Raw genomic sequence first — 23,975 nt, 5'->3', positions numbered from 1 at the left:
CATTTTGGCGGGGCTGCTGCGTCAAGAGTTTCTAGAATTATTGGATAATTGCGTCTTTATAACTATTCTTAAACAAAAAACCTGCTGCTTGATTAGGAATTACTATAATTACTACAGTTTTTTTATCTATTAATTTTATTAACTTTACCCTGGATAGGAATCTGAATTATGAATTCAGTTCCCTCTGTGGGAGTAGAAAAGTACTGTATTTTGCCACAATGTTTTTCTGTAATGATTTGGTAGCTGATGGACAGTCCCATGCCTGTACCTTTGCCTATGGGTTTAGTTGTAAAAAAAGGATTAAACAGATGTTGACGTGCCGTTTCTGGGATACCAGGGCCGTTGTCAGCGATCGCAATTTGCACCCACTCCGAATCTATTACCGAAGTGCGAATGATTATTCGCCTGGGATTATCTTTTAGCTGAGAATGCTTGTGCTTGGTATTAGCTTCTTCAAGAGCATCAATGCCATTTGCTAAAAGATTCATAAACACCTGGTTAAGTTGTCCAGGATAGCACTCCACAAGAGGCAAATTTCCATAGTCTCGAATCACCTCAATCGTTGGCATCTCTGCTTTAGCTTTAAGGCGATGTTGCAGAATTAATAAAGTGCTGTCAATACCCTCGTGGATGTTAACAGCTTTATATTCAGCTTCATCTATACGTGAGAAGTTGCGAAGTGATAGTACAATTTGGCGAATGCGTTCAGTACCCATTGCCATAGAATCGACAATCTTAGGTAAGTCTTCCTGCAAAAACACCAGATCAATTTTCTCCGCTTCAGCTTGAATTTCCGGTGCTGGATTTGGGTGATGCTTTTGGTAAAGTTGCACGAAATTCATTAGACATTCAGCATATTCCTGTACATGGAGCAGATTGCCGTGAATAAAGTTAACTGGGTTGTTGATTTCGTGGGCAACCCCTGCCACCAGTTGACCCAGACTAGACATTTTTTCAGATTGAATCAATTGGGCTTGGGTTTTTTGCAGGTCTTTTAGAGCTTGCTGAACTTCTGCTTCTGCCTGCTGGCGCTCAGTAATCTCATCTCGTAACTGTTCGTTAGCATTGATCAACTTAGCCCTAGACTGTTGCAAATCGTCCGCCATTTTGTTGAAAGAGGTAGCTAACTCGCCAATCTCATCTTGGGAGCGAATGTTAACTCTGGTATCCAGCTTACCTTCAGCTAGATTCAGCACAGCTTGCTGGAGTTTTTTAATCGGTTCAGAGATGCTTTTAGATGTTAAATAGCCCGCTGCTAATGCAAGTACAGCAGATACCAAACTCATGCTCAATGTGGCAATAATGCTTTCTTGAGCTGTTGCCATTGCTGCTTTGTAGAGCGGTGTATACTCCAAAATTACTGCACCAATAGTTTCATTTTTGCTAGTTTTAAAAGGAACAGCAATCAATTGAATTCCATTTGGGTACTCAGAACTGATTTCAACATAGGTTCTTGGTATACCATCTTGAATAGTTTTGCCAACTTCATTATTGAGGTCATGTTCCAATCGGGTGCCAACGTCTTCGGTAACGACATCTGCGAGAATTATCTTATTGCGGTCTACAATCTCCAGATCACGCTGACGCTGATTGTGTAGTGCTTCTACGTGCCGTTGTAATTGGGCTAGCATCTCATCTCGCGATTTAAATTCATGGTCTTCAAGCTCATGATTTGCGAAATATCCGAGTAGTCCAGCGACTTCTTGCGCTTCTTGTTGAGCAAGATACTTGGCTGTTTTTGATTGCTGATTGGCGGCGATCGCACCAAGAACTCCTGTCAGAGTAGCAATTCCCAGAAATCCCAGAATTAATTTTTGACTAATTTTCATCTCTTGCTCCAAACCTCACGTGCTGGGAATTACATCTAGTTTTAAGTAATTCCTCTAATACTAAAATTCCCAGTTGTGAGCTTATAAGCTACAGAGTATTTAAGTTTTTCGGTAAAGATTATTGGTGTTGCATAATAAAAAGATGAATTGAGATTGTTTATTGTGCAATGCTCATACTGTAAATCTATGAATAGTAGCAAGAAAGTTTTAGATTGTTGTAAAGGAATGCAATTTTAAGAGATAAAAATATGGTATTGCATATTTAATTATCGATGTCAATGTGGGACTTTTAGTAAGTTAAATTATGGAATTAAATCAAAATCAAAACAACACTGATACTTTAGCGGCTTTACAAGAGTTAATTGAGGTAGTAGCGAAGTTGCGATCGCCTGATGGTGGTTGTCCTTGGGATTTGGCTCAAACTCCCGAAACGCTCACGCCTTACGTGATAGAAGAAGCTTATGAGGTGGTAGACGCGATTCAGAGTGGCGATAAAAAAGCGATCGCAGAAGAGTTAGGCGATTTACTATTACAAGTGGTATTACAAGCTCAAATCGCTAGTGAATCAGGACAATTTGCTCTCAAAGAAATAGCAGAAGGGATTTCTCAAAAGTTGATTCGCCGTCATCCTCATGTGTTTGGCGATGTCTCTGTACAGAGTGTGGATGAAGTGCGGCAAAACTGGGAACAAATCAAAGCTGCGGAAAAAGGTGAACCATCCTCAGATAATCAAAAACTGAGTGCTAAACTCAGTCGCTATGGACGTACTCTTCCCCCACTGATGGCGGCAATGAAGATTTCCCAAAAGGCTGCGGCTGTTGGGTTTGAGTGGGAAAATATTGATGGCGTGTGGGACAAATTTCACGAGGAGTTAGGTGAGTTTCAACACGCTCTAGCCGAGGAAACACCAGAACGCCAACAAGCAGAACTTGGTGATTTACTGTTTGCAGTTATTCAACTTGCCCGTTGGTATAATCTTGACCCTAGTACTGCTTTGCAAGGCACAAATGGGCGATTTGTCCAAAGGTTACAAAAAATGGAGGCAGTTGTTGACCGCCCCCTTTCTGATTTCAGTTTGGATGAGTTGGAAACTCTCTGGCAACAGGCAAAAGCTCAGTTAGCCAAAGAGCAGTAATATCTCTAATTTACAATTTGATAGTAACAGTCTTGATTTCGGTGTATTGCTGCAAGCCATATTCGCCTAGTTCTCGACCAATACCAGACTGCTTGAAACCACCAAAGGGCGCAGCAGCATCGAATACATCGTAACAATTTACCCACACCGTACCTGCCCGGACATTATTAGCGATCGCATGAGCTTTGGTGATATCCTGAGTCCAAACGGCGGCGGCGAGTCCGTACACTGTGGTGTTTGCCCGTTGAATTACTTCCTCAATGTCTTTGAATTTGATAATACTCATCACTGGGCCAAAGATTTCCTCTTGGGCAATCTTCATGTCATCGCGGACATTAGCAAAAACTGTGGGTGCAATAAAGAAACCCTTTTCACCAACTTGATTACCACCACATAACATCTCGGCCCCTTCTCGCATCCCGGACTCAATGTAGCCCATAACCTTATCGAATTGGTCTTTGTCTACCTGCGGCCCTTGTTCTGTTTTGGCGTCGAAGGGATTACCAACAATTCGCTGTTTGGCTTTTTCTACACTCTTAGCCACAAACTCGTCATAGCATTTTTCTTCTACAAACAACCGCGAACCAGCACAGCAACACTGACCTTGGTTGAAGAATATCGCATCATGAGAACCTGCGATCGCTGCATCTAAATCAGCATCTGCAAATACAATGTTGGGACTCTTCCCGCCAAGTTCTAGGGTGACGCGTTTGAGGTTACTTTTGGCAGCAGCTTCCATAATCAGATGCCCTACCTCAGTGGAACCAGTAAACGCCACTTTGTCAATATCCATGTGACGAGCGATCGCGGCTCCTGCTGTCGACCCATATCCTGATAAGATATTCACAACACCGGGAGGGAAACCAGCCTCAATAATTAACTCACCCACCCGCAACGCTGATAAAGGTGTCTGTTCTGCCGTTTTGAGAACTACAGTATTACCAGTAGCCAAAGCTGGGGCTAACTTCCACGCTTGCATCAGCAGTGGAAAATTCCAGGGAATAATTTGACCAACTACACCCACAGGCTCATGGCGAGTGTAGCAGAAGTAGGGCCCATTAATCGGGATAGTTTTGCCTTGTACTTTGTCAGCCCAGCCTGCATAGTAGCGGTAGCAAGCGATGACTAACCCCAAATCACCCAATGAATCTTGTACTGGTTTGCCGTTGTCTAGAGTTTCTAACCGCGCCAACTCATCGATATTCTGTTCAATTAAATCAGCTAACTTATAGAGCAACTCGCCGCGACGGGTAGCGGATATCTTTCGCCATTCTCCATTGAAGGCTGTACGGGCTGCTTGTACTGCTTTATCCACATCTGGGGCGTCTGCTTCTGCCACTTCGCAGATGACTTCACCTGTAGCTGGGTTTATCGTTTCAAATCGGCGATCGCTAACACTATCTACCCACTCGTTGTTAATTAGCAGCCGTGTGGGGCCAATTTTGACCTGTTGTCCTGGTACTGTTGCTGTAACCATCAGGCCCTCCTTAAGCTATAAAAAAATTTGCTTAAATCTATTAATTATGTTTTCGTGAATACAGCAATTAGCTGAATTTCTTTATATATTTTTTGACTTTGCTTAACATAAATATTTACATCCAACTGTGGAAATAAAATTTAGTCTTTGCGAGTACTTTTTATGATTTTGTTCCATAGCTTTTGATGCTGATGGAGTTTCTTTCATGTATTTGGCTATTAGGATGCTGGCGACAATTGGTTTTTACGACAAGTTTGCGGAGAATTGGACATCCCAATATATTTAGACCATATTCAGCAGAAACAAGAAAACATTACTCCCACACTTCAGGAATTGTTAACGTCCTCGTTCGCAGCCATAACCAAGGTGCTACAATCAACAACCATGCTAGGGGTGCCTACAATTCAGGCTGAGATCACACCCTTAACACCTGAGTCTGGGTAATACCAGCGGAGGGAAGCTGTTTATCGAGGAATTCAATATGCGGACACAATGGGTTGCTAAGCGGCGTGGCCAGAGCAATGTTTCTCAAATGCACTACGCACGCCAAGGTGTTATCACCGAAGAAATGCACTATGTCGCCCAACGGGAAAATCTCCCTGCTGATCTCATTCGTGAGGAAGTGGCGCGGGGGCGAATGATTATACCTGCTAATATTAATCACACTAATTTAGAGCCGATGTGCATTGGCATCGCCTCCAGATGTAAGGTAAATGCTAATATCGGTGCTTCCCCTAACTCTTCTAATCTTCAAGAAGAAGTCGATAAGCTGATGCTGTCGGTGAAGTACGGTGCTGATACCGTAATGGACTTGTCCACAGGTGGCGGTAACTTAGATGAAATTCGCACAGCTATCATCAACGCTTCAACTGTTCCCATTGGTACAGTGCCAGTTTACCAAGCTTTAGAAAGTGTCCACGGCACAATTGAAAAGCTCACCGCTGATGATTTTCTCCATGTCATCGAAAAACACGCCCAGCAAGGGGTAGATTATCAAACCATCCACGCCGGGATTTTGCTGGAGCATTTGCCTTTGGTGAGAAGCCGGATTACTGGTATTGTTTCTCGCGGCGGCGGTATTTTGGCACGGTGGATGCTACATCACCACAAACAAAACCCGCTTTACACCCACTTCCAGGACATCATTGAGATTTTCAAAAGGTACGATGTCTCCTTCAGTTTAGGAGATTCTCTGCGTCCTGGCTGCACTCATGACGCTTCAGATGCCGCGCAATTAGCTGAGCTCAAAACCCTCGGACAGCTAACTCGCAAAGCCTGGGAAGATGATGTACAGGTGATGGTAGAAGGGCCTGGACACGTTCCAATGGATCAAATTGAGTTCAACGTCCGCAAGCAGATGGAAGAGTGTTCAGAAGCACCTTTCTACGTACTAGGGCCATTGGTAACAGATATTGCTCCTGGTTATGACCATATTACTTCAGCCATTGGAGCTGCAATGGCTGGATGGTATGGTACAGCGATGCTGTGCTACGTCACACCAAAAGAACATTTAGGATTACCAAACGCCGAAGATGTACGGAATGGGTTGATTGCTTACAAGATAGCAGCTCATGCGGCTGATATTGCCAGACATCGCCCAGGTGCTAGGGATAGAGATGATGAACTTTCCCACGCCCGCTATAACTTTGATTGGAACCGTCAGTTTGAATTATCACTCGACCCAGAAAGAGCCAAAGAGTATCACGATGAAACTCTGCCAGCAGACATATACAAAACCGCTGAGTTTTGTTCGATGTGCGGGCCTAAGTTCTGCCCAATGCAAACTAAAGTTGATGCTGATGCGCTGACAGAACTAGAGAAGTTCTTGGCAAAAGAAAAGGTGACGCAGAGTTAACAATTGCATCACTAATAGTCCTCAGACTAAAAGTCTGGATCTGCATAAAAATAGCCTGCGATCGCAGGCTATTTTTATATATAAAATAATTATCAATTTGCGATCGTGTAACTAATTCCCTAATTCCCGATACCGCTGCTGAATCTCCTCAATCGAAAACAAACTTTCAAAATTTAACCCAGCCGACTGGTACAATTCTGCTCCACCTTGCTTTCGGTCTACCAGTGCAATTATTTGATTAACTGTATAGCCTACTGCCTTGAGCCGTTCAACTGCTTTCAGCGCAGATTGCCCAGTAGTAACGACATCTTCCAAAACTACGACTTTTGCACCCTCTGGCAAACTAGGGCCTTCAATATAAGCCTTCGTCCCATAACCTTTGGCTTCTTTGCGAATAATCAACGCTGGTATCGTTCGTTTTTCATAGACAGAAACTATACTTACTGCTGTCACAAGTGGGTCAGCACCCATTGTTAAACCAGCCACAGCCTGAGTATCTATAGGTAGTAAAGGTAACAGTAGCCGCCCTATTGCCAATGCACCTTGGGGGTGGAGTGTTACCTGCATCTTATTGACGTAATAAGAACTACGCAACCCGGAAGCAAGGACAAAATCACCTTCTTGATAAGCGAGTTGAGAAAATAAATCTAGTAATTTGTGGCGTAGAGTAGTCAAATCAACAGTAGCAGCCCAAACATCAGACTGGGTAGGAGTTTCAGTAGGATACGTCATTACAAAACATTAAAAGTTGTGCTACACCAAAGGTTGAACTTATCACAGTTCTGAAAATAAGCATAAGTTAAGACTCGCCCAAAAATTGAGGAGTAGGGAATATGAGTATAAATTTTAAAATTTTTAGCGGTTTATTGGTGTTATTGGCTACTAGTAGTGCTTTTTCCTCTAGTGCATCCGCCCAGACAAAAACACCTAATTATGAAACAACGAACGATGTATTTGAACGAGCATTTTTTCGGCACGATCGCAATTTCTACGAAAATGGCAGTCTCAAGCGTCAGGTAGACTCATGGCTAGGAATTGGTGTAGGTTTCGGTGGTTCCTTCCCAGAAAATGAAATTGCCCGTGATGCTGAATTGGTTAACACCCTCTATCGTGATGTGCTTACCCAGCAAGTTGGCAATGATCCATATATTCGCACTCCAGATTTACCAAATCCTTACGACACATCACTGCTAGCATCTCCTCGCTTAAACACTGACAAGCTGAAAGTTGGGACTGAATTCCGGTTTGAAACTTTACCACCTCGATAACAGTCCTGAGTGCTGAGTATTAAGTTATGAGTTAGGAATTCAGAGCTATTATCTCCGCTGCTCTCTGCTCCTTCATTTCCCCCACTCAGCACTCAGCACTTTTAACTCACCACTATTTAAATCCAGGGTGCAGGAGTTGAACCTGCCTTGCACGAATTATGAGTTCGTTGCCTCAACCGCTCGGCCAACCCTGGTCAGATTTTAATTGTAACCTGAGTTTACAGATTTTTTTCCTGGAAAATAGTTTACCAGATTTTTATACTAGATAAATAAACTGTGAAATAGTACAAACTAATATTGATTAAGTTCCTTTAAGAATTGAGGTCAACTGCTTCAATAGTCTTAAATAGACCAGCATTCTTTTGCAATAGCTTGTCAGCGATGAAACTAAATTCCACTGTACTTCTGACATTGATTTTATTAACTCTAATGATGGGAGCTGGTTCTGTGAGTGCGTTTTTGGGATTTAATCTGGGGAGTTCAGCACTCAAAGGTATTACAACACCAGATGGTCGTCCTGCAACCAAATTTGCCAGCAATAAGACAAATAACTCCCAGGCGGCAGGGGTATCTTTATTAAAAGAGCAAGACATCTTAAAAATCGTCAAGGCGCGAATTGAGGGTAAGACTAAGGCTGCTAAATCAGAAAACCTAGAGGAAGATGATGAAGAGACTGGTAATAGCAAGCAGAAGCCAGAGGAAAAACCCCCAGAAGTGGCTCAAGAAAAACCCCAGCAAGGTTTTCCGATTAGCGCCCAGAGTGAAGGCGTAACCCTTTCTGTACAATCTGCCCGCTACTCTGGGGGGGATTTGCTACTGAAAGTGAATATGCAAAATAAAGGTAAGGATTCTGTGCGCTTCTTGTATAGTTTTTTGGATGTCACGGATGACAAAGGCCGAACCTTGAGCGCTAGTACAGAGGGTTTACCAACAGAATTACCTGTAAATGGCCCAACATTTTCTGGTACAGTGAGCATTCCTACGGCTTCACTGGATGAGGTGAAGAAAATATCACTTGCTCTGACAGACTATCCTGCTCAGAAATTGAAGCTAGAGGTATCCGATATTCCTGTAGAAAGGTAGTAGGGGACTGGGGACTAGGGATTGGGGGCTGAGAACTAAGGACTGGGGATTGGGGACTGGGAAAAATGTTGCCCAATACCTAATACCTAATCCCCAATACCCAATCCCTCTAAATGGGGGCGTGAGTTTTACACGAGCTTTGCGGTGAGTGGTATTCCTAGCTTGGTTTGGACAGATGTGGGGCTGCGATTGTTGTCAGTGCTACTGCTGATTGCCATAAATGCCTTTTTTGTGACGGCAGAGTTTTCGATGGTGAGTGTCCGACGAACGCGTATTCACCAGCTAGTTGAGGCTGGTGACATTCCAGCGATCGCTGTTGATATGCTGCAACGTAGTATAGATAGACTACTGTCTACCACCCAGTTAGGCATTACCCTCTCTAGCTTGGCGCTGGGATGGATTGGAGAAAATACGATTGTTGTGTTGGTGGATGCTTGGCTAAAATCCTGGCCTCTACCCGATGAAATGAGTCTCTTCATGGCTCATTCCCTGTCAATTCCGATCGCCTTTTTTCTGATTGCCTATTTGCAAATAGTTTTAGGCGAACTATGTCCTAAGTCCTTAGCTATGCTGTACTCAGAACAGCTAGCTAGGTTTTTAGGGCCTCCAGTAAAAGCGATCGTCCGTTTTTTTAGCCCCTTTATCTGGATTCTTAATCAATCAACCCGCTGGCTGTTAAGAATTTTTGGGATCCAATACACAGGTCAAAGCTGGAGACCACCTCTTCGCCCTGAAGAATTGCAACTAATTATCTCCACCGAACGTGAATCCACAGGTTTACAGCTTTCGGAGCGAGAACTGCTAAATAATGTCTTTGAGTTTGGGGATGTCATGGCTCAAGCTGTGATGATTCCCCGTACCAGCATTGTAGCCCTACCAAAAGACGCGACTTTCCAGACATTACTCAAGGAAATGCTTTCTACTGGACATTCTCGCTATCCTGTGATTGGTGAATCTTTGGATGATATTCGCGGCATTGTTTACTTTAAAGATTTGGCAAAACCCTTAGCTGTAGGAAAGCTGAATTTAGAGACACAAATCCAACCGTGGATGCGCCCCGCACGGTTTGTTCCAGAACACACAGCCTTAAGTGAACTTTTGCCAATGATGCAGCAAGAGAAACCTGCTATGGTCATAGTTGTGAATGAATTTGGCGGAACTGTGGGACTGGTGACAATCAAAGATGTAATTGCCCAAATCATTGGCGACGCCAGCGAATCTGAGAGTAATGAAGACTTGCTGATCCAGATGTTAGATAAGCAGACATTTCTGGTACAAGCACAGATCAACCTCGAAGACCTCAACGAAGTCTTGCATCTGAATTTGCCTTTGACAAGAGAATACCAAACATTAGGAGGCTTTTTACTGTATCAGTTGCAAAAAATTCCTGCTAAAGGCGAAATCTTCTCCTACCAAAATCTTGAATTCACAGTAGTGTCAATTGTTGGGCCACGCCTACACCAAATCCAACTGCGACGGTTGGAAGAGTTAGGAGTTGAAAGTTAGAAGTTATTAATTTTACCTCCTAACTCCTGTACAGACGCGTAGACGCTCAAAGAGCGGCTTCTCGTAAGAGTATAATCGCGTCTCCTAACTCCTAACTCAAGAAGCATACGGCACTGGATCGACAAGTCCCAATTCAGCAAAAGCTGCTAACCGCAAGCGACAAGAATCACAGACGCCGCAGGCGACGCTAGCACCGGTATAGCAAGACCAAGTAAGCTCCCAAGGAACTGCCAATTGGTTACCAAGCTGGATGATTTCGGTTTTCTTTAAGTTAATTAGGGGTGCAACAATACTAATTGGTTGTCCCTCACGCCCTTGTTTGGTTCCTAGTCGGTAGACTTCCTGCATCGCCTGGATGTAGTCGGGGCGACAGTCAGGGTATCCTGAGTAATCTAGGGCGTTGACGCCGATACAGACACATTCAGCAGCGATCGCTTCAGCATAGCCTAGAGCAAAGCTTAAAAAAATGGTATTACGGGCAGGAACATAGGTGACAGGAATATTTTGAGACATTTCATTTAGAGAACGCTTTTCAGGTAAATCTATAGCGTCGTCTGTAAGCGCTGAACCGCCCCATTGCCGTAAATCAAAATTAACTACCTGATGTTCTACGACTCCAGCTTTTTGAGCGACCAGGAGGGCTGACTCTAATTCTCGTCGGTGTCGCTGCTGGTAATCAAAGGAAATGGCGTAACACTCATAACCATCCACCTTCGCTTTGTACAAAATTGTAGAAGAGTCTAATCCGCCAGACAATAAAATTACAGCTTTCATTTCAGTTTCAAATTTGGAATTTCAAATTACTAAATCACACTTCAAGTAGATGTCAAACATACGCTTAAACCTATCTGAATGACAGCAAAGACCATCACACACTAGATATTAAAAAAAACTATCTTTATCAGTTTCTCTCAAAAGGTAGTAATATTGGCTTTGCAATTGCTCCTTGAGCGATCGCTTATTACTGCAAATAATTATGCAAAAATCATTTCAAATATCGATGGAGGCAATTTTTAATGCAATTTTTCTGAAAAAACTAGTCTCAGTATGAGATTTTTACATTTTTGTCATTTTACTGACAAAAAACTTTTTTCCTTTTAATGGTATTAATTAAATATTAAACTTGGTATTTAATTGCCTAACAGCCATACCTAGATAACCCCAAGAGTCATAACTCAACCCTCAGTACTTCAGAAAATGTTCACCTAAATATTACTTAGTTGCAAAAGTCAGTAATAAGACATATTATTTTTGCACTTTATTGAAAAAATTGAGTAATTCTGAACTGTTTATACAAAAGATAGTCAAATTGCGGGAACCGATTGCAAACTTTGAAATTCTTCATAAACATAGCCTCTATGTTACCATCTGGATGGTTTTAGACGGATCGTAACTGGCTGTTCAGTATAAACGCCAACGGCCGTAGCGTCTCTAAATTTGGTGGTTGAGGAGAGAACAATAGTGCAAGATAGCATGTCAGTGGCAGAATCGAATCCATATACACAGCGCAACCAGCCACGACCGATCCGCATAGGCGTGATTGGGGTGGGTAACATGGGACAACATCACGCTCGCGTACTGAGTTCAATGAAAGACGTTGAACTTGTAGGAGTGGCAGATATTAACGTCGAGCGGGGATTAGAAACCGCCAGCAAGTACAAGGTACGTTTTTTTGAAGATTATGGTGACCTGCTACCTCTTGTGGAAGCAGTATGTATAGCTGTTCCGACCCGCCTACATTACGCCGTGGGCATCAACTGTCTTTTATCAGGAATCCATGTTTTAATCGAAAAGCCGATCGCTGCAAGTATTTCTGAGGCAGAATCCCTAGTGAATGCCGCAGCTGAGTCTGGGTGTATCCTGCAAGTAGGTCATATTGAGCGCTTTAATCCAGCATTTCGAGAACTCAGCCAAGTCCTGAAAACAGAGGAATTACTGGCACTCGAAGCTCACCGTATGAGTCCGTATTCAGATCGAGCCAACGATGTTTCGGTTGTGCTGGATTTAATGATCCATGACATTGACCTCCTGCTAGAGTTAGCCGCTTCCCCAGTGGTAAAATTGACGGCTAGCGGTACTCGTGCCTTGGACTCTGGTTATTTAGATTACGTAACTGCCACTTTGGGGTTTGCTAATGGCATTGTTGCTACTTTAACTGCCAGTAAAGTCACTCATCGAAAAATCCGCCGGATTGTCGCCCATTGCAAAAACTCATTCACAGAAGCAGATTTTCTCAAGAATGAAATTTTGATTCACAGACAAACGACAGCTAACGCTCTGAGCGACCATCGACAAGTACTCTATCGGCAAGATGGTGTAATTGAAAAAGTTTACACCAATAACGTTCAACCTCTAAGTGCAGAGTTAGAGCATTTTGTTACCTGCGTACACGGTGGTAATCAACCTTCAGTGGGTGGTGAACAAGCTCTGAAAGCTCTGAGATTGGCAAGTCTGATTGAGCAGATGGCTTTAGAAGAAAGAGTTTGGAACCCATTAGACTGGCAATCGGAATCAAGAGTACAATCATTAACCCCGACAGTCTAAAAAGGAAGGAGCAGGGGAGCAGCACTTCTCTACGAGAGGCTGCGCCCTAAGCGCAGCTATGCCGCAAGCTTTACGGCTACGCTCAGTGACCGAGGAGTAGGGGAGCAGAGGAAAAAGATAAAAATACATTTTCGCTCTTCATCCCCACTACTTCCCTACTACCCTAGCTTCAGAGGAGAATCTTAGAATGGCTTGTCAAATTGTCCTCAAACCTCTATATCCTCCTTAACCTACTTTTTTAAAAGGGTTAGGGGGGATTTAAAGGTTTGAAAACAGAATTTATAGCGGATTCCAACTGGGTTAAGTACACAAACTAAGTCTCAAAGCTGGATATAACACCTGTTTTATTGCTGGATTCTGCTGTAAAACTAATTCTCGAAAATTTTGCTAAAAATCAATATCCGCATCTGGTATGTCTTTGCGTCCTCGCAGCGGCATTTTGTCACACGCTGAAAAGGAATTGGCATGAATTCCACAGTCTACAAACCGCAGAGGAGACAAAAGTGTTTTACTCTAGCTCCGATTGTTCTTATAAGTTATTTTGGCTTTAAAAAGAATAGACAATTAACTTTTGAGAAAACTAATGCTTAATTTAGCAACAAAACTAGTACGGCAATTGTAGGAATTGACTCGATGCTTGAATGGATTACCAATACTATCAACTCACTAGGTTATTGGGGAATCGCCTTGCTAATGTTCGTAGAGAACTTGTTCCCCCCAATTCCTTCAGAATTGATTATGCCACTGGCAGGATTTACAGCACGAGCCACTCCGGACAGACTCAATATCATTGGCGTTTTTTTTGCAGGACTTTTGGGTTCAGTGTTGGGCGCACTTGTTTGGTATTATCCTGGTAAGTTCTTAGGCGAAACCCGCTTGAAACGTTGGGCTGACAAGTACGGTAAATGGCTGACCATCTCCAGTAAAGATATCACAAAGGCTAAAGGCTGGTTTGATCGGCAAGGCAGCAAAGCAGTTTTTATTGGTCGCCTTGTTCCGGGAATTAGGACATTGATTTCTGTTCCCGCAGGCATCAGCAATATGCACTTGCTACCATTTTTATTTTACACAACATTAGGTAGCGCTGCCTGGGTAGGTTTGCTAACATACTCAGGATACATATTGGGTAGTCAGTATGAACTTGTGGACAAGTACCTTGCTCCTGTATCCAAAATTGTGCTTGGGGGTCTAGTTCTGGCATTTATTGTCTGGATATTCAAACGCCGAGGAAAAAGTCGCAGAAGATGAGACATGGGTGCTTTTGGTTTGAAAGCAGTTTAAGCAGGGGTTACATCTGGCAAAAATTCGCCTACACTATGCCAAATAATACTAGATGTGCGATCGCCAAAAATTCATGTTGGCGTATTTCTGGCTACACTTGACGCAACCTAAAATTTCTGGTTGCTCGCATTTTTGTAAGATGAGCATGACAACTTTTTACAGTTAAGTTAGGACTAGGAGCATTCATGACAGACCAACCTTCCGCCGCTACCCCAATTAATGCCGCTGCTATACCCATGAATAGAGTCTCGGCATCCACCCCCCTAAATTCTACTAATACTCCCAAGACAGGCAATACAGGTTCAGGTAAAACAATTCTCAGTGTTGATTTAGGTAGAACTTCCACAAAGACTTGTGTGAGTCGCGAACCGAACAGTGTGGTGTTTGTACCTGCCAACGTCAAGCAATTGTCGATAGAACAGGTACGCGGGGGCGTTTTTGAAGCCAGGGCAACTGACCCTCTAATGGATTTGTGGCTGGAGTATCAAGGTAATGGTTATGCTGTAGGTCAGCTCGCAGCAGACTTTGGAGCGAATCTAGGAGTCGGTCAATCTAAGGTAGAGGCTGCACTAGTTAAAGTTTTGGCAAGTGCTGGTTACTTCAAACTTAAAGATGATATCTCAGTTGTACTGGGTCTGCCTTTCCTTTCTTTAGAACAATTTGAAAAGGAAAAAGCACAGTTGATTAGCCAAGTAAGTGGCCCTCACGTATTAAACTTCCGAGGCGAATCTTTATCACTAAACGTTAATAAAGTCTGGGTCATGCCAGAAGGTTACGGTAGCCTCCTTTGGTCTGAAGCTCAACCGAAGAAAGGAAATACAGTGCCTGATTTTACGAAAATATCTGTGGCAATTGTTGACATTGGGCATCAAACCGTTGATCTTCTAATGGTTGATAACTTCCGCTTTGCCAGAGGTGCTTCTAAGAGTGAAGACTTCGGAATGAACAAGTTTTATGAACTCGTAGCCGCCGAGATCCAAGGAGCAGATAGTCAATCTCTAGCATTGATTTCTGCTGTGAACAAACCCAAAGGCGAGCGCTTTTATCGTCCTAGAGGCGCTAGTAAGCCCACCAACCTAGATGATTTTCTACCCAACCTTACAGAAATGTTTTCGCGGGAAATCTCTAGCCGTGTCCTAGCTTGGTTGCCAGAACGTGTCACGGATGTAATTCTCACTGGAGGGGGTGGTGAGTTCTTCTGGGAAGACGTTGAACGTCTGCTGAATGAGGCAAAGATTAATGCTCATTTAGCAGCGCCTTCTCGGCAAGCTAACGCCTTGGGGCAGTATATTTATGGTGAGGCGCAATTGTCCGCCGTTCGTGCTGCTAGGGCCTAAAACTGATGTTCCAATGGTCAAAAAAGGTAGTTAAATCCGTCACGTTCAACCCAGAAGTTGCTGATGAAAGCTTGTTAGCCCAAGTAGAAAGCTATTTGGAAAAACGGCCTGACAAGACTTTCAGCGACCTCTGTAAAGAAGCCTTGTGGCAATCTTTATGTGTACCGGAATCTGCACGACCTAGTCCCAAAACAGCAACAGAACCGGGTGAACGACAAATCGGTGAGTTGCAACGTCAAGTGGCTGACCTTGAGGAACGTTTTTTTGCCAGGGAATCTAATCGTTTGGAGGCAATGGAACGCCATATTATGCAACTTTCTCAACAAGTTGCACAACTGGCAATCATCGTAAATGACCGCTCAATTATTCAGTCTCCAACTCAATCAGTATCAGATGTACAAGTAATAAATAATACTTCTTATACTGCTAACCCTCCTCAAGAGGTTGACCCTGTAATTAGCCGCCTTAGTCAGTTTCTTGATGACTTTTAGGGAAAAGAAAAATCAGGTTTGTGAGCATCTTTTGCTCATGCCAATAATCCTTAATAGTAAACACTATTAAGGATTATTAATATTTTTGTAGCAGTCAAGAGTAGAAACGCGACGCCAGTCGCTACAACGGGGGTTACCCCCGCAACGCGCTGGCTCATTAATTGCGTCTGTACAAGGTCAAGAATAGAGACGTGATTAATCGCGTCTGTACAAGGTCAAAGGTCAAGAGTTTAATTACAAATTATTCCCGCAAATTATCTACAGGCAAAAAGTCTTTGAGCGCTTCTGCCTCACTAGCTTTGACTACTGGAATAGAAAGAGGCACTTGACTAACTACAGCAAACAACTGTTGTAGTTGATTCAAACCAGATAAGTTACCGCATAATAGCACTTGGTCGCTGAGGCGCAAGTCAAGGCTGCTATCAGGAGAACGGACAAACTTGCCATCTCGCCTGATTGCCTGCACCTCTATCCCATATTTTTCAGCGATATCTAAATCGGCAAGGGTTTTACCCAGGATTGGCGCATTGGCGTTGACTGTAATCCACTGGCAGGCACTATTTTCTCCAGGAACAGCCGCCTGACCCTTAGCAAATTCTGCTAAAGCTGCTAGTTCCTCATTTGCTCCTACTACGAGCAGGCGATCGCCCTCTTGCAATCTGGTTTGCCCATTGGGATAATCTATTTCATCGCCGTTAGCGCGGCGAATTGCCATCAAACTCGCTCCTGTTAAGTAGCGCACATCCGCTTCTTCAATACTCATGCCAATTAAGGGCGAACCAGATGGTAGAGGATACCAACGCCGATTCAAATCGCGAGTTGCTTGCTGCAAATCACGGGAGACCTCTAAAGCAGAACGCTCTGGCCGCAATTGCAAATAATGATCGTTGCGAATTTGCTGCATTTCGCGTTGCACTACATCTGACGACAAGCCTAAACCAGTTAATAAGTAGGTAGCCATTTCTAAGCTAGCTTCAAACTCTGGTTGCACTACTTCCCTGGCTCCCAGTTGGTAAAGCACTTCAATGCTCTTATCTTGGGTGGCGCGGACAACCAAATCTAATTCTGGACGCAATTCCAAAGCACGTTTTAGGCAAAGACGGGTACTCATAGGGTCAGGGAGCGCGATCGCCATTCCCTTAGCATGGTTGACCCCAGCAGTTTCCAGAACGTGAAGACTCACACAATTGCCATAAACATAAGCTACATTTGCATCACGTAACTGCTGAATTATACTTTCTGATTGATCTATTACCACCATCGGCAGGTTGTGTTGCTGCAACAACTTCACCAAATTTCTACCGACTCGCCCATACCCACAAACTACTACATGGTCTTTTAAGGGTAGGTCTTCCGATACATCGCGCGGTTGGTCTTCTTCTAAATATGGTTTCAACCAGGGCATTGATTCGGCAATATTAAATAAAAATGGTACTAACCGCAGGACAAACGGAGTCAGCATGAGTGTGACTGCTGTAGTTCCCAAAATTAGTAAATATATTTGTCGAGACACCAACCCTAAAGCCTGTCCTTCACTGGCGAGAACAAAGGAAAATTCTCCAATCTGAGCCAGTCCTAAACCAGCAATTAAGGCTGTTTTCAAAGGGTAGCGAAACAGTTTGACTAAGGGCGTGATAATCAAAAACTTACCAACGAATACTAGCGCTACCAACCCCAAAATCAATTCCAGGTTGTTCCACAAAAACACTGGGTCAATTAACATCCCAATGGCCGCAAAAAACAAACTGGCAAAGATATCTCGCAGTGGCTCCACATAAGTCAGGGTTTGGTCGGCATACTCCACTTCCGAAATCATCAAACCTGCGACAAACGCCCCCATCTCAATCGACAGCCCCAAATGTTCTGTTAGCAGCGCAATCCCCAAACATAGAGCTACTACACCTAATAAAAATAGCTCTCGGCTTTCAGTACGGGCTAGCAGTCGCAACAAAGGCGGTATCAGCCAAATTCCCGCTGCTACTGCGCCTGCGGCAAATAAACCAATCAATGCAAGAGCTGTTAGCACTGCGATGCCAATAGTTTCTGCTGGTTGGTTGAGGGCTGGTAATACTGCTAGCATCAGTCCCAATGCCAAATCCTGTACTACCAAAATCCCCAGCATCACCTGCCCGTGCGGTGTTTCTGTTTCATTGCGCTCCATCAAGCATTTGAGAACAACTGCTGTGGAAGATAAAGACAGAATCGACCCCAAAAACATACCTTTCGCAGGTAAGGTTCCCCAGGCTCCTGTGACTCCACAGACCAAAACTGTGATCAAAATCGTTAGGGCAATCTGTAACCCGCCGCCACCAAGAGCGATCGCTTTGACCTTCTTCAGCTCCGCAAAGGAAAATTCCACCCCCAAGGCAAACAACAAAAAGGCAACACCGAACTGTGCCAGAGTTTCTACTTGAATAACTTCTTTAATCAATCCCAGTCCGGCTGGCCCTACAATCATCCCGCCAATTAAATACCCAAGTAAGACGGGTTGTTGTAAAAGCGCCGCTAGTAGCCCTCCACAGGCTGCGACAGCGAGAACTGAAACTAAATCAACAATTAGTCTGAAATCTTCCTGCACAGGTTTTTATAAAAATATTAAGACCTACTTAACCTTCAGCATACAAAGTTTTATATATCTCAGAGACAGGTTATTTGTGAAGAACCACAAAATTTGTCATTGGGCATTAGGAAAGACGCGATTAATCGCGTCTGTACAAGAATTATTCTCCCCTGCTCCTCTACTCCCTTGCTCCCTGCTCCCTGCTCCCTGCCCCTCTTCCCTTTCTTCAGCAATAAAAAACCTCGGCGAAACAAACCGAGGTGGGAGAGAAGTCCGAATGACGATTTAGAAGATATTAATACTCAATTCAAAAAGTTTTATTTAGCGTTTGTGTTAACCTCACTCTGCAAAAGTTGCACCTAGGCAGCATTCTGGATAGATAGCTTGGGTAATTTATTTTTATTTGTTGTTAACTTATGTAAGTAAATATAACAACATTATTACGATATGTCAATATGACTTGACGTAAAAAGGTTGTTAGCATAGGAACTGCTAAACATCAGGGGTAGAAGAGTAGCAGAAGAATTTTTGTGAGGTCGCCTTGTTTCTCTGGGTATCTGAGAATTTATTGTGACGATGACGCCAAACTTGAAAAAAATTTTATTTTTTTCCGGAACTGGTAAAACAGGTGTGGTATCCCTATATCAGAGCAGCGATTTATAACTAAACTTCTATAACTAACCTGGGGAACTATCTACCCCAAGCCAAAAGCCCGGTCATAATGACCGGGCTTTTGGCTTGGCTGAAATTAGGACTGCTAAAAGACTTTCACTTGGCACAATTCACTATCAGATGTGTTAGAGCATCAATTACGCGATCGCTTTCCATTGGCATAATATCTTTACCATGCATAATTTCTTGAGCAATCACTAAATGCACTATTGACCCCATCAAAATCCATACTATTGCCTCTGGGTCAGGAATATTCAGTTCAGGGTGAGAAGCCAAATATTGACTAATAATGTCTCTCCCTGGTTTAGCGAGGTAGCTCAGGAAAAGTTGAGATAATTCAGGAAAACGAGCAGATTCCCCAATCAATACTCGCTGAAATGCTTGAAATTCTTTGTCATTGAGCATTTGTGCCAATGCTTTTGCTAACAACTCCCGCAGTACAATATGGGGTTCTCCCTCCAGGGGTTGTGTGCCAAAAACTATCTCAAATCGCTTTCGTGCCAGTTGCTCTATGAGGACTTTAAAAAGTCCTTCTTTATCTTGAAAGTGGCTGTAAACTGTCGCTTTAGAAACACCTGCTGCAACCGCTACCCTATCCATGCTTGTGCCAGCGTAGCCATGTGCCAAAAACTCTTGCATCGCCCCTTGCAAAATTTTTTCAACTTTATCGCTTGAACTCTCCCGATCAACTTCATTAATTTTTATCTCGGCCATTTTTTAATTGTCCTGTGTGAACTGGGGACTGGGGGCTGGGGAAGAAATTCTTTTAAGATTTGGTTGGGGTATAAATCCACATATTCATCATATTCATCTTCCTCTCTTCCTAATCCCCAATTCCCAATTTCTAGCCCCCAGTCTCTTTTACTCATAATATTGACTAAACTACTCGGTTTAGTTTAGCATTCTAAAACTAGACGGTTTAGTTTATATTGACCGCTGGTAACAGGGGGATGCTATGGAGCGAAACTTTAGGTTAGATGAATCGCGGTCTTCCCGGAATATTTTGCGATCGCCTATTTTGTTAGCGATAATTGCAGCTTTGGCTATAGCTGGAATCAGTTTTTACATGGTGCAGAGGTCTCAGAGTGCAGCTAAAAAGCAGCAAGAAGCATCAGCATCAACTGAGCCAGTGGTAAAAACAGTAACAGCTTTGGGACGGCTGGAACCAAAGGGAGAAGTCATAAAACTTTCTGCACCTACCACAAATGAAGGGAATCGTGTTGAACAACTGTTGATAAATGAGGGCGATAAGGTAAAGCTTGGGCAGGTCATTGCGATTATGGACAGTCGCGCTCGTCTACAAGGAAGTTTGAATGAAGCACAAAAACAAGTTCTAGTAGCTAAATCCCGTCTTGCTCAGATAAAAGCAGGAGCAAAACAGGGAGAAATACAGGCGCGGCAGGCTACTGTGAGCCGTCTGCAAGCGGAACTAGAAGGAAATATCAGAACTCAGCAAGCCACAATTAATCGCCTAGAAGCAGAACTAGAAGGGCAAAAACAAAGCTTACAAGCAACAGTGGCTCGCCTAGCAGCAGAGAGAAGCAATGCCCAAGCTGACGCCCAACGCTATGAGACTTTATACCAACAAGGAGCAATTTCTAACCAGGAAGTTGATAGAAGACGCTTGAGTGCAGAAACTACCACTCAGCAGTTAATCGAAAGCCAAGCGACCCAGAGAACAACTATCGCTACCCTAGAACAGCAAATTAGTGAGGCAAAAGCCAACCGGGACAAAACCATAGCTACCCTGCAACAACAAATTAACGAAGCAAAAGCCACCCTGACCCAAACTGCTGAAGTGCGTCCAACCGACGTAGCAAACGCACAAGCAGAAGTAGACAGCGCTCAAGCCACCGTCGAAAAAATTAAAGCCGAACTGGCCCAGGCATATATCCGCGCTCCGAGAGCTGGTCAAATTTTAGAAATTAATACGCGATCTGGGGAAACAGTTGGTGACCAAGGAATTGTGGATTTAGGTCAAACTGACCAAATGTATACAGTGGCTGAGGTCTACCAGAGTGATATCAAGAAAGTGCGTCCAGGGCAACGAGTGCGGATAAGTAGCAACTCCCTACCCAATGAATTAGTAGGAAGGGTTGATTGGATTGGTATGCAAGTAAAACGGCAAAATATCATCAACGCCGACCCCTCTAGCAACATTGATGCCAGAGTAGTGGAAGTCCATGTGCAAATGAATCATCTATCTAGCCTAAAAGCTGCTAGATTCACTAATCTGCAAGTCAAGGCGGTGATTGAACTTTGAATGGTCATTGGGCATTGGTCATTTGTCATTTATCAGTAGTTATTATTCCTTTCTCCCCTGCCCCTCGGTCACTGAGCATAGCCGTAAAGCCTGCGGCATAGCTGCGCTTAGGGCGCAGCCTCTCGTAGAGAAGTGCTGCCTCCTGCTCCCTCATCCTCCCACACCCCAGTATTATGCGATTACTCCAGGAACTGCGGCGACGAACACCTCTAGGATGGCTGCAACTGAGCCATGAGACAGGGCGTCTTTTGGTAGCATTGTCAGGTATTGCCTTTGCCGATGTTCTGATGTTTATGCAGTTAGGGTTCCAAAATGCCCTGTTTGACAGCAACACTAGGCTACATGGCAGTATGCAGGGAGACATCATGTTACTTAGCCCCCAGGCGCGTAACTTAGCAAATATGTCTACTTTTCCTCGGCGGCGACTTTACCAGGCAATGGATATACCAGGGGTAAAGACAGCAGAGCCAATGTATCTCAACTTTATCGATTGGAAGAATCCCCAAACACGCAAGGATACAGCAGTACTAGTTATGGGGTTTGATCCTGATAAGCAACTCTTTGACTTACCAGAGGTAAACCGCAACTTGGACGTTATTAAGCTACCAGATACCGTCTTGTTCGATAGTGCTTCTAGAGGAGATTATACAGAAGCGATCGCCCAAATCGAAAAGGGTAAACCCGTTACAACCGAAATAGAACGGCGCACAATTACCATTAGTGGTTTATTTAAAGTTGGGGCTTCTTTTATCGCTGATGGTAGCCTTATTACCAGCGACCAGAACTTTTTGCGGCTATTTCCCAGACAACAAGCAAGCAGTGTGAGTTTGGGTTTGATTCAGTTACAACCAGGTTCTGACCCACAGCAAGTAGCAAAAACCTTAAAATCCTACTTAGGTAATGATGTCAGAGTTCTCACCCACGAAGAATTTATCGCCTTTGAAAAAGATTATTGGCAGAAAAACACTGCGATCGGATTTATTTTCAGCTTGGGTGTAACGATGGGATTTCTGGTAGGGGTGATTATCGTTTATCAAGTTCTTTCTACAGATGTGAATGCTCACATGAAAGAATACGCCACCTTCAAAGCTATGGGGTATAACAATTTTTACTTATTAGGTGTAGTCTTTGAAGAAGCGGTAATTCTGGCAGTGCTGGGCTTTATTCCAGGAGCGATTGTACCCTTGGGACTCTACCATTTGACTCGTAATGCCACCAATTTGCCAGTATATATGACTGTAGCGCGAGCCATAACAGTACTGATACTAACTATGATTATGTGTATGATTTCAGGAGCGATCGCTACCCGCAAACTTCAATCTGCTGACCCCGCAGATATGTTTTAAAACTAGTCACTTGTCATTTGCCATTGGTTACTATACATGACTAGCGAACCTGTTATCTGTATTAAAAATCTTGACCACTACTTTGGTCATGGTCAACTTCGCAAACAAGTTCTCTTTGATATCAACTTAGAGATTAATGCTGGTGAAATTATTATTATGACTGGGCCTTCTGGTTCTGGTAAAACTACGCTTCTCACCTTAGTAGGCGGCTTGCGTTCAGCTCAATCTGGCAGTTTGCAGATATTAGGACAAGAACTTTGTGGCGCTAGTGCAAGACAACTCACCCACGCGCGACGCAGTAACGGTTATATTTTCCAAGCGCATAACCTGCACGGTAGTCTGACAGCGCTTCAAAACGTCAGAATGGGTTTGGAACTACATAAAAATATTTCGCCTTCAGAAATGAAAACTCGTTCAGCTCAAATGTTAGGGGAAGTAGGGTTAGAGAATCGCCTCAATTACTATCCGGATGATTTATCTGGGGGACAAAAACAACGGGTAGCGATCGCTCGTGCGTTAGTCAGTCATCCTAAAATTGTTTTAGCGGATGAACCAACTGCTGCCCTTGATAGTAAATCTGGCCGGGATGTAGTTAACCTCATGCAAAAATTGGCTAAAGAACAAGGTTGTACAATTCTTCTAGTTACTCATGATAACCGGATTCTAGATATTGCCGATCGCATTGTCCACATGGAAGATGGCAAGCTAGTGAATAATGATGCTGTTGTCTCAGCAGTTTAGGCGAATGATTTCTGAATTTGATTTTATCAATAGTACTCATGAATAGCTTGTAAAGGTGTACAACTGTACGCCCCTAGCTATGTATTTATCACAAGTACTTCTTCAACTGCTATGAGTTTCAATTTAAAGCATCCGTATCGGCTGTATGATTTGGGGCAGCTATATAGGATAGCGATCGCCAAAATCACGTGTTACTTTACTGCTAGTGAGACTAAATATTTTTGCATACTCACTTAATTTATCTCTGATTGTTGGCGCTGTTACAGCCTATTAAATTAAAAGCGTTTACTATAACGGGATACTTTCGCAAAATAAAAGTAGTTCGTTCAAAATATAATTCTCTTATTGATCAAGGAAATTTTTTGTTATTGTATCGAGCTAAATTACTTTAGCTAAATACAATAACAAGAATTTCAATTTTTTCATGGACTATGAAGTGAGAATTCGATAGTGAATGACAATTATAACCTAGTACAGAATGACGGAAATCAATAGACAATTAAAAACAAAAAGTAGATTCTAGGAGATTGCAACCTTAATCATTTTTGAGCATTTAGACAAATTAATTACTACTAAAACTTGCGCCA

The 23,975-nt window shown here is 43.3% G+C and carries 19 protein-coding genes, 1 tRNA gene and 1 riboswitch; of the genes, 12 read left to right on the top strand and 8 right to left on the bottom strand.

Annotated elements, in window-relative coordinates:
* Nucleotides 1-122: 122 nt before the first annotated feature.
* Nucleotides 123-1,829, bottom strand: a complete 1,707-nt coding sequence (locus tag WKK05_RS31695; RefSeq protein ID WP_341526964.1) for an ATP-binding protein — start codon at nt 1,827-1,829, stop codon at nt 123-125.
* Between the two features lie 304 nt (nt 1,830-2,133).
* On the opposite strand from WKK05_RS31695, the gene mazG reads away from it, so the two are divergent.
* A complete protein-coding gene (gene mazG, locus WKK05_RS31690; RefSeq protein ID WP_341526963.1) occupies nt 2,134-2,964 on the top strand; it encodes a nucleoside triphosphate pyrophosphohydrolase in 831 nt (276 codons plus the stop codon).
* Nucleotides 2,965-2,974: 10 nt separating this feature from the next.
* Here the strand turns inward: mazG and WKK05_RS31685 are convergent, their stop codons facing one another.
* Nucleotides 2,975-4,441 (bottom strand): aldehyde dehydrogenase family protein, encoded by a 1,467-nt coding sequence (locus WKK05_RS31685; protein ID WP_341526962.1) that lies wholly within the window; start codon nt 4,439-4,441, stop codon nt 2,975-2,977.
* A gap of 379 nt (nt 4,442-4,820) precedes the next feature.
* Nucleotides 4,821-4,916: riboswitch (TPP riboswitch) on the top strand.
* 6 nt (nt 4,917-4,922) lie between these two features.
* Here WKK05_RS31685 and thiC point away from each other — a divergent pair.
* Complete coding sequence (gene thiC, locus WKK05_RS31680; protein ID WP_341526961.1) at nt 4,923-6,296, top strand: phosphomethylpyrimidine synthase; 1,374 nt, start codon at nt 4,923-4,925, stop codon at nt 6,294-6,296.
* 111 nt (nt 6,297-6,407) lie between these two features.
* Here the strand turns inward: thiC and pyrE are convergent, their stop codons facing one another.
* Entirely contained in the window at nt 6,408-7,028 is a 621-nt protein-coding gene (gene pyrE, locus WKK05_RS31675) for an orotate phosphoribosyltransferase (protein WP_341526960.1), read from the bottom strand.
* Between the two features lie 101 nt (nt 7,029-7,129).
* Here pyrE and WKK05_RS31670 point away from each other — a divergent pair, with 101 nt between their 5' ends.
* The gene (locus tag WKK05_RS31670; protein ID WP_341526959.1) at nt 7,130-7,564 is read left to right on the top strand and encodes a hypothetical protein; all 435 of its coding nucleotides are present in this window, start codon (nt 7,130-7,132) and stop codon (nt 7,562-7,564) included.
* 121 nt (nt 7,565-7,685) lie between these two features.
* On the opposite strand, the gene WKK05_RS31665 is transcribed toward WKK05_RS31670, so the two are convergent.
* Nucleotides 7,686-7,758, bottom strand: a tRNA-Ile gene (locus WKK05_RS31665).
* Between the two features lie 187 nt (nt 7,759-7,945).
* Between WKK05_RS31665 and WKK05_RS31660 the strand changes: the two genes are divergently transcribed.
* Both WKK05_RS31660 and WKK05_RS31655 read left to right on the top strand, forming a co-directional pair.
* A complete protein-coding gene (locus WKK05_RS31660; RefSeq protein ID WP_341526958.1) occupies nt 7,946-8,647 on the top strand; it encodes a hypothetical protein in 702 nt (233 codons plus the stop codon).
* 144 nt (nt 8,648-8,791) lie between these two features.
* Nucleotides 8,792-10,153 (top strand): hemolysin family protein, encoded by a 1,362-nt coding sequence (locus tag WKK05_RS31655; RefSeq protein WP_341526957.1) that lies wholly within the window; start codon nt 8,792-8,794, stop codon nt 10,151-10,153.
* A gap of 96 nt (nt 10,154-10,249) precedes the next feature.
* On the opposite strand, the gene queC is transcribed toward WKK05_RS31655, so the two are convergent.
* Complete coding sequence (gene queC / locus WKK05_RS31650) at nt 10,250-10,927, bottom strand: 7-cyano-7-deazaguanine synthase QueC (protein ID WP_341526956.1); 678 nt, start codon at nt 10,925-10,927, stop codon at nt 10,250-10,252.
* A gap of 687 nt (nt 10,928-11,614) precedes the next feature.
* Between queC and WKK05_RS31645 the strand changes: the two genes are divergently transcribed.
* From WKK05_RS31645 to WKK05_RS31630, 4 genes are all read left to right on the top strand, one after another.
* Nucleotides 11,615-12,697: a Gfo/Idh/MocA family oxidoreductase gene (locus tag WKK05_RS31645; protein WP_341526955.1), complete on the top strand. Its 1,083-nt coding sequence runs from the start codon at nt 11,615-11,617 to the stop codon at nt 12,695-12,697.
* 633 nt (nt 12,698-13,330) lie between these two features.
* Nucleotides 13,331-13,945 carry a DedA family protein gene (locus WKK05_RS31640; RefSeq protein ID WP_341526954.1) on the top strand — a complete coding sequence of 205 codons (615 nt, stop codon included), beginning with the start codon at nt 13,331-13,333 and terminating at the stop codon, nt 13,943-13,945.
* A 218-nt stretch (nt 13,946-14,163) separates the two neighbouring features.
* On the top strand, nt 14,164-15,315 hold the full coding sequence (locus tag WKK05_RS31635) for a ParM/StbA family protein (protein ID WP_341526953.1): 1,152 nt from the start codon (nt 14,164-14,166) through the stop codon (nt 15,313-15,315).
* Nucleotides 15,316-15,320: 5 nt separating this feature from the next.
* A complete protein-coding gene (locus WKK05_RS31630) occupies nt 15,321-15,806 on the top strand; it encodes a plasmid segregation centromere-binding protein ParR (RefSeq protein WP_341526952.1) in 486 nt (161 codons plus the stop codon).
* A gap of 241 nt (nt 15,807-16,047) precedes the next feature.
* On the opposite strand, the gene WKK05_RS31625 is transcribed toward WKK05_RS31630, so the two are convergent.
* The 3 genes from WKK05_RS31625 to WKK05_RS31615 form a co-directional block, all read right to left on the bottom strand.
* Nucleotides 16,048-18,384, bottom strand: a complete 2,337-nt coding sequence (locus tag WKK05_RS31625) for a cation:proton antiporter (RefSeq protein WP_341526951.1) — start codon at nt 18,382-18,384, stop codon at nt 16,048-16,050.
* Nucleotides 18,385-19,134: 750 nt separating this feature from the next.
* The gene (locus WKK05_RS31620) at nt 19,135-19,752 is read right to left on the bottom strand and encodes a TetR/AcrR family transcriptional regulator (RefSeq protein WP_341526950.1); all 618 of its coding nucleotides are present in this window, start codon (nt 19,750-19,752) and stop codon (nt 19,135-19,137) included.
* Nucleotides 19,740-19,907, bottom strand: coding sequence for a hypothetical protein (locus WKK05_RS31615; RefSeq protein ID WP_341526949.1), 168 nt, complete (start codon nt 19,905-19,907; stop codon nt 19,740-19,742). The genes WKK05_RS31620 and WKK05_RS31615 overlap by 13 nt, the downstream gene beginning before the upstream one ends.
* A gap of 86 nt (nt 19,908-19,993) precedes the next feature.
* Between WKK05_RS31615 and WKK05_RS31610 the strand changes: the two genes are divergently transcribed.
* The 3 genes from WKK05_RS31610 (at nt 19,994) to WKK05_RS31600 (ending at nt 23,388) form a co-directional block, all read left to right on the top strand.
* Nucleotides 19,994-21,301 carry an efflux RND transporter periplasmic adaptor subunit gene (locus WKK05_RS31610; protein WP_341526948.1) on the top strand — a complete coding sequence of 436 codons (1,308 nt, stop codon included), beginning with the start codon at nt 19,994-19,996 and terminating at the stop codon, nt 21,299-21,301.
* A gap of 170 nt (nt 21,302-21,471) precedes the next feature.
* The gene (gene devC / locus WKK05_RS31605) at nt 21,472-22,647 is read left to right on the top strand and encodes an ABC transporter permease DevC (protein WP_341531242.1); all 1,176 of its coding nucleotides are present in this window, start codon (nt 21,472-21,474) and stop codon (nt 22,645-22,647) included.
* A 36-nt stretch (nt 22,648-22,683) separates the two neighbouring features.
* Nucleotides 22,684-23,388 carry a DevA family ABC transporter ATP-binding protein gene (locus WKK05_RS31600; RefSeq protein ID WP_341526947.1) on the top strand — a complete coding sequence of 235 codons (705 nt, stop codon included), beginning with the start codon at nt 22,684-22,686 and terminating at the stop codon, nt 23,386-23,388.
* Nucleotides 23,389-23,975: the final 587 nt, after the last annotated feature.

This window comes from Nostoc sp. UHCC 0302 (genome assembly GCF_038096175.1).
Lineage (GTDB): Bacteria > Cyanobacteriota > Cyanobacteriia > Cyanobacteriales > Nostocaceae > UHCC-0302.
The sequence above is the reverse complement of the archived record's forward strand: the minus strand, read 5'-3'. Positions and strand labels throughout refer to the sequence as shown.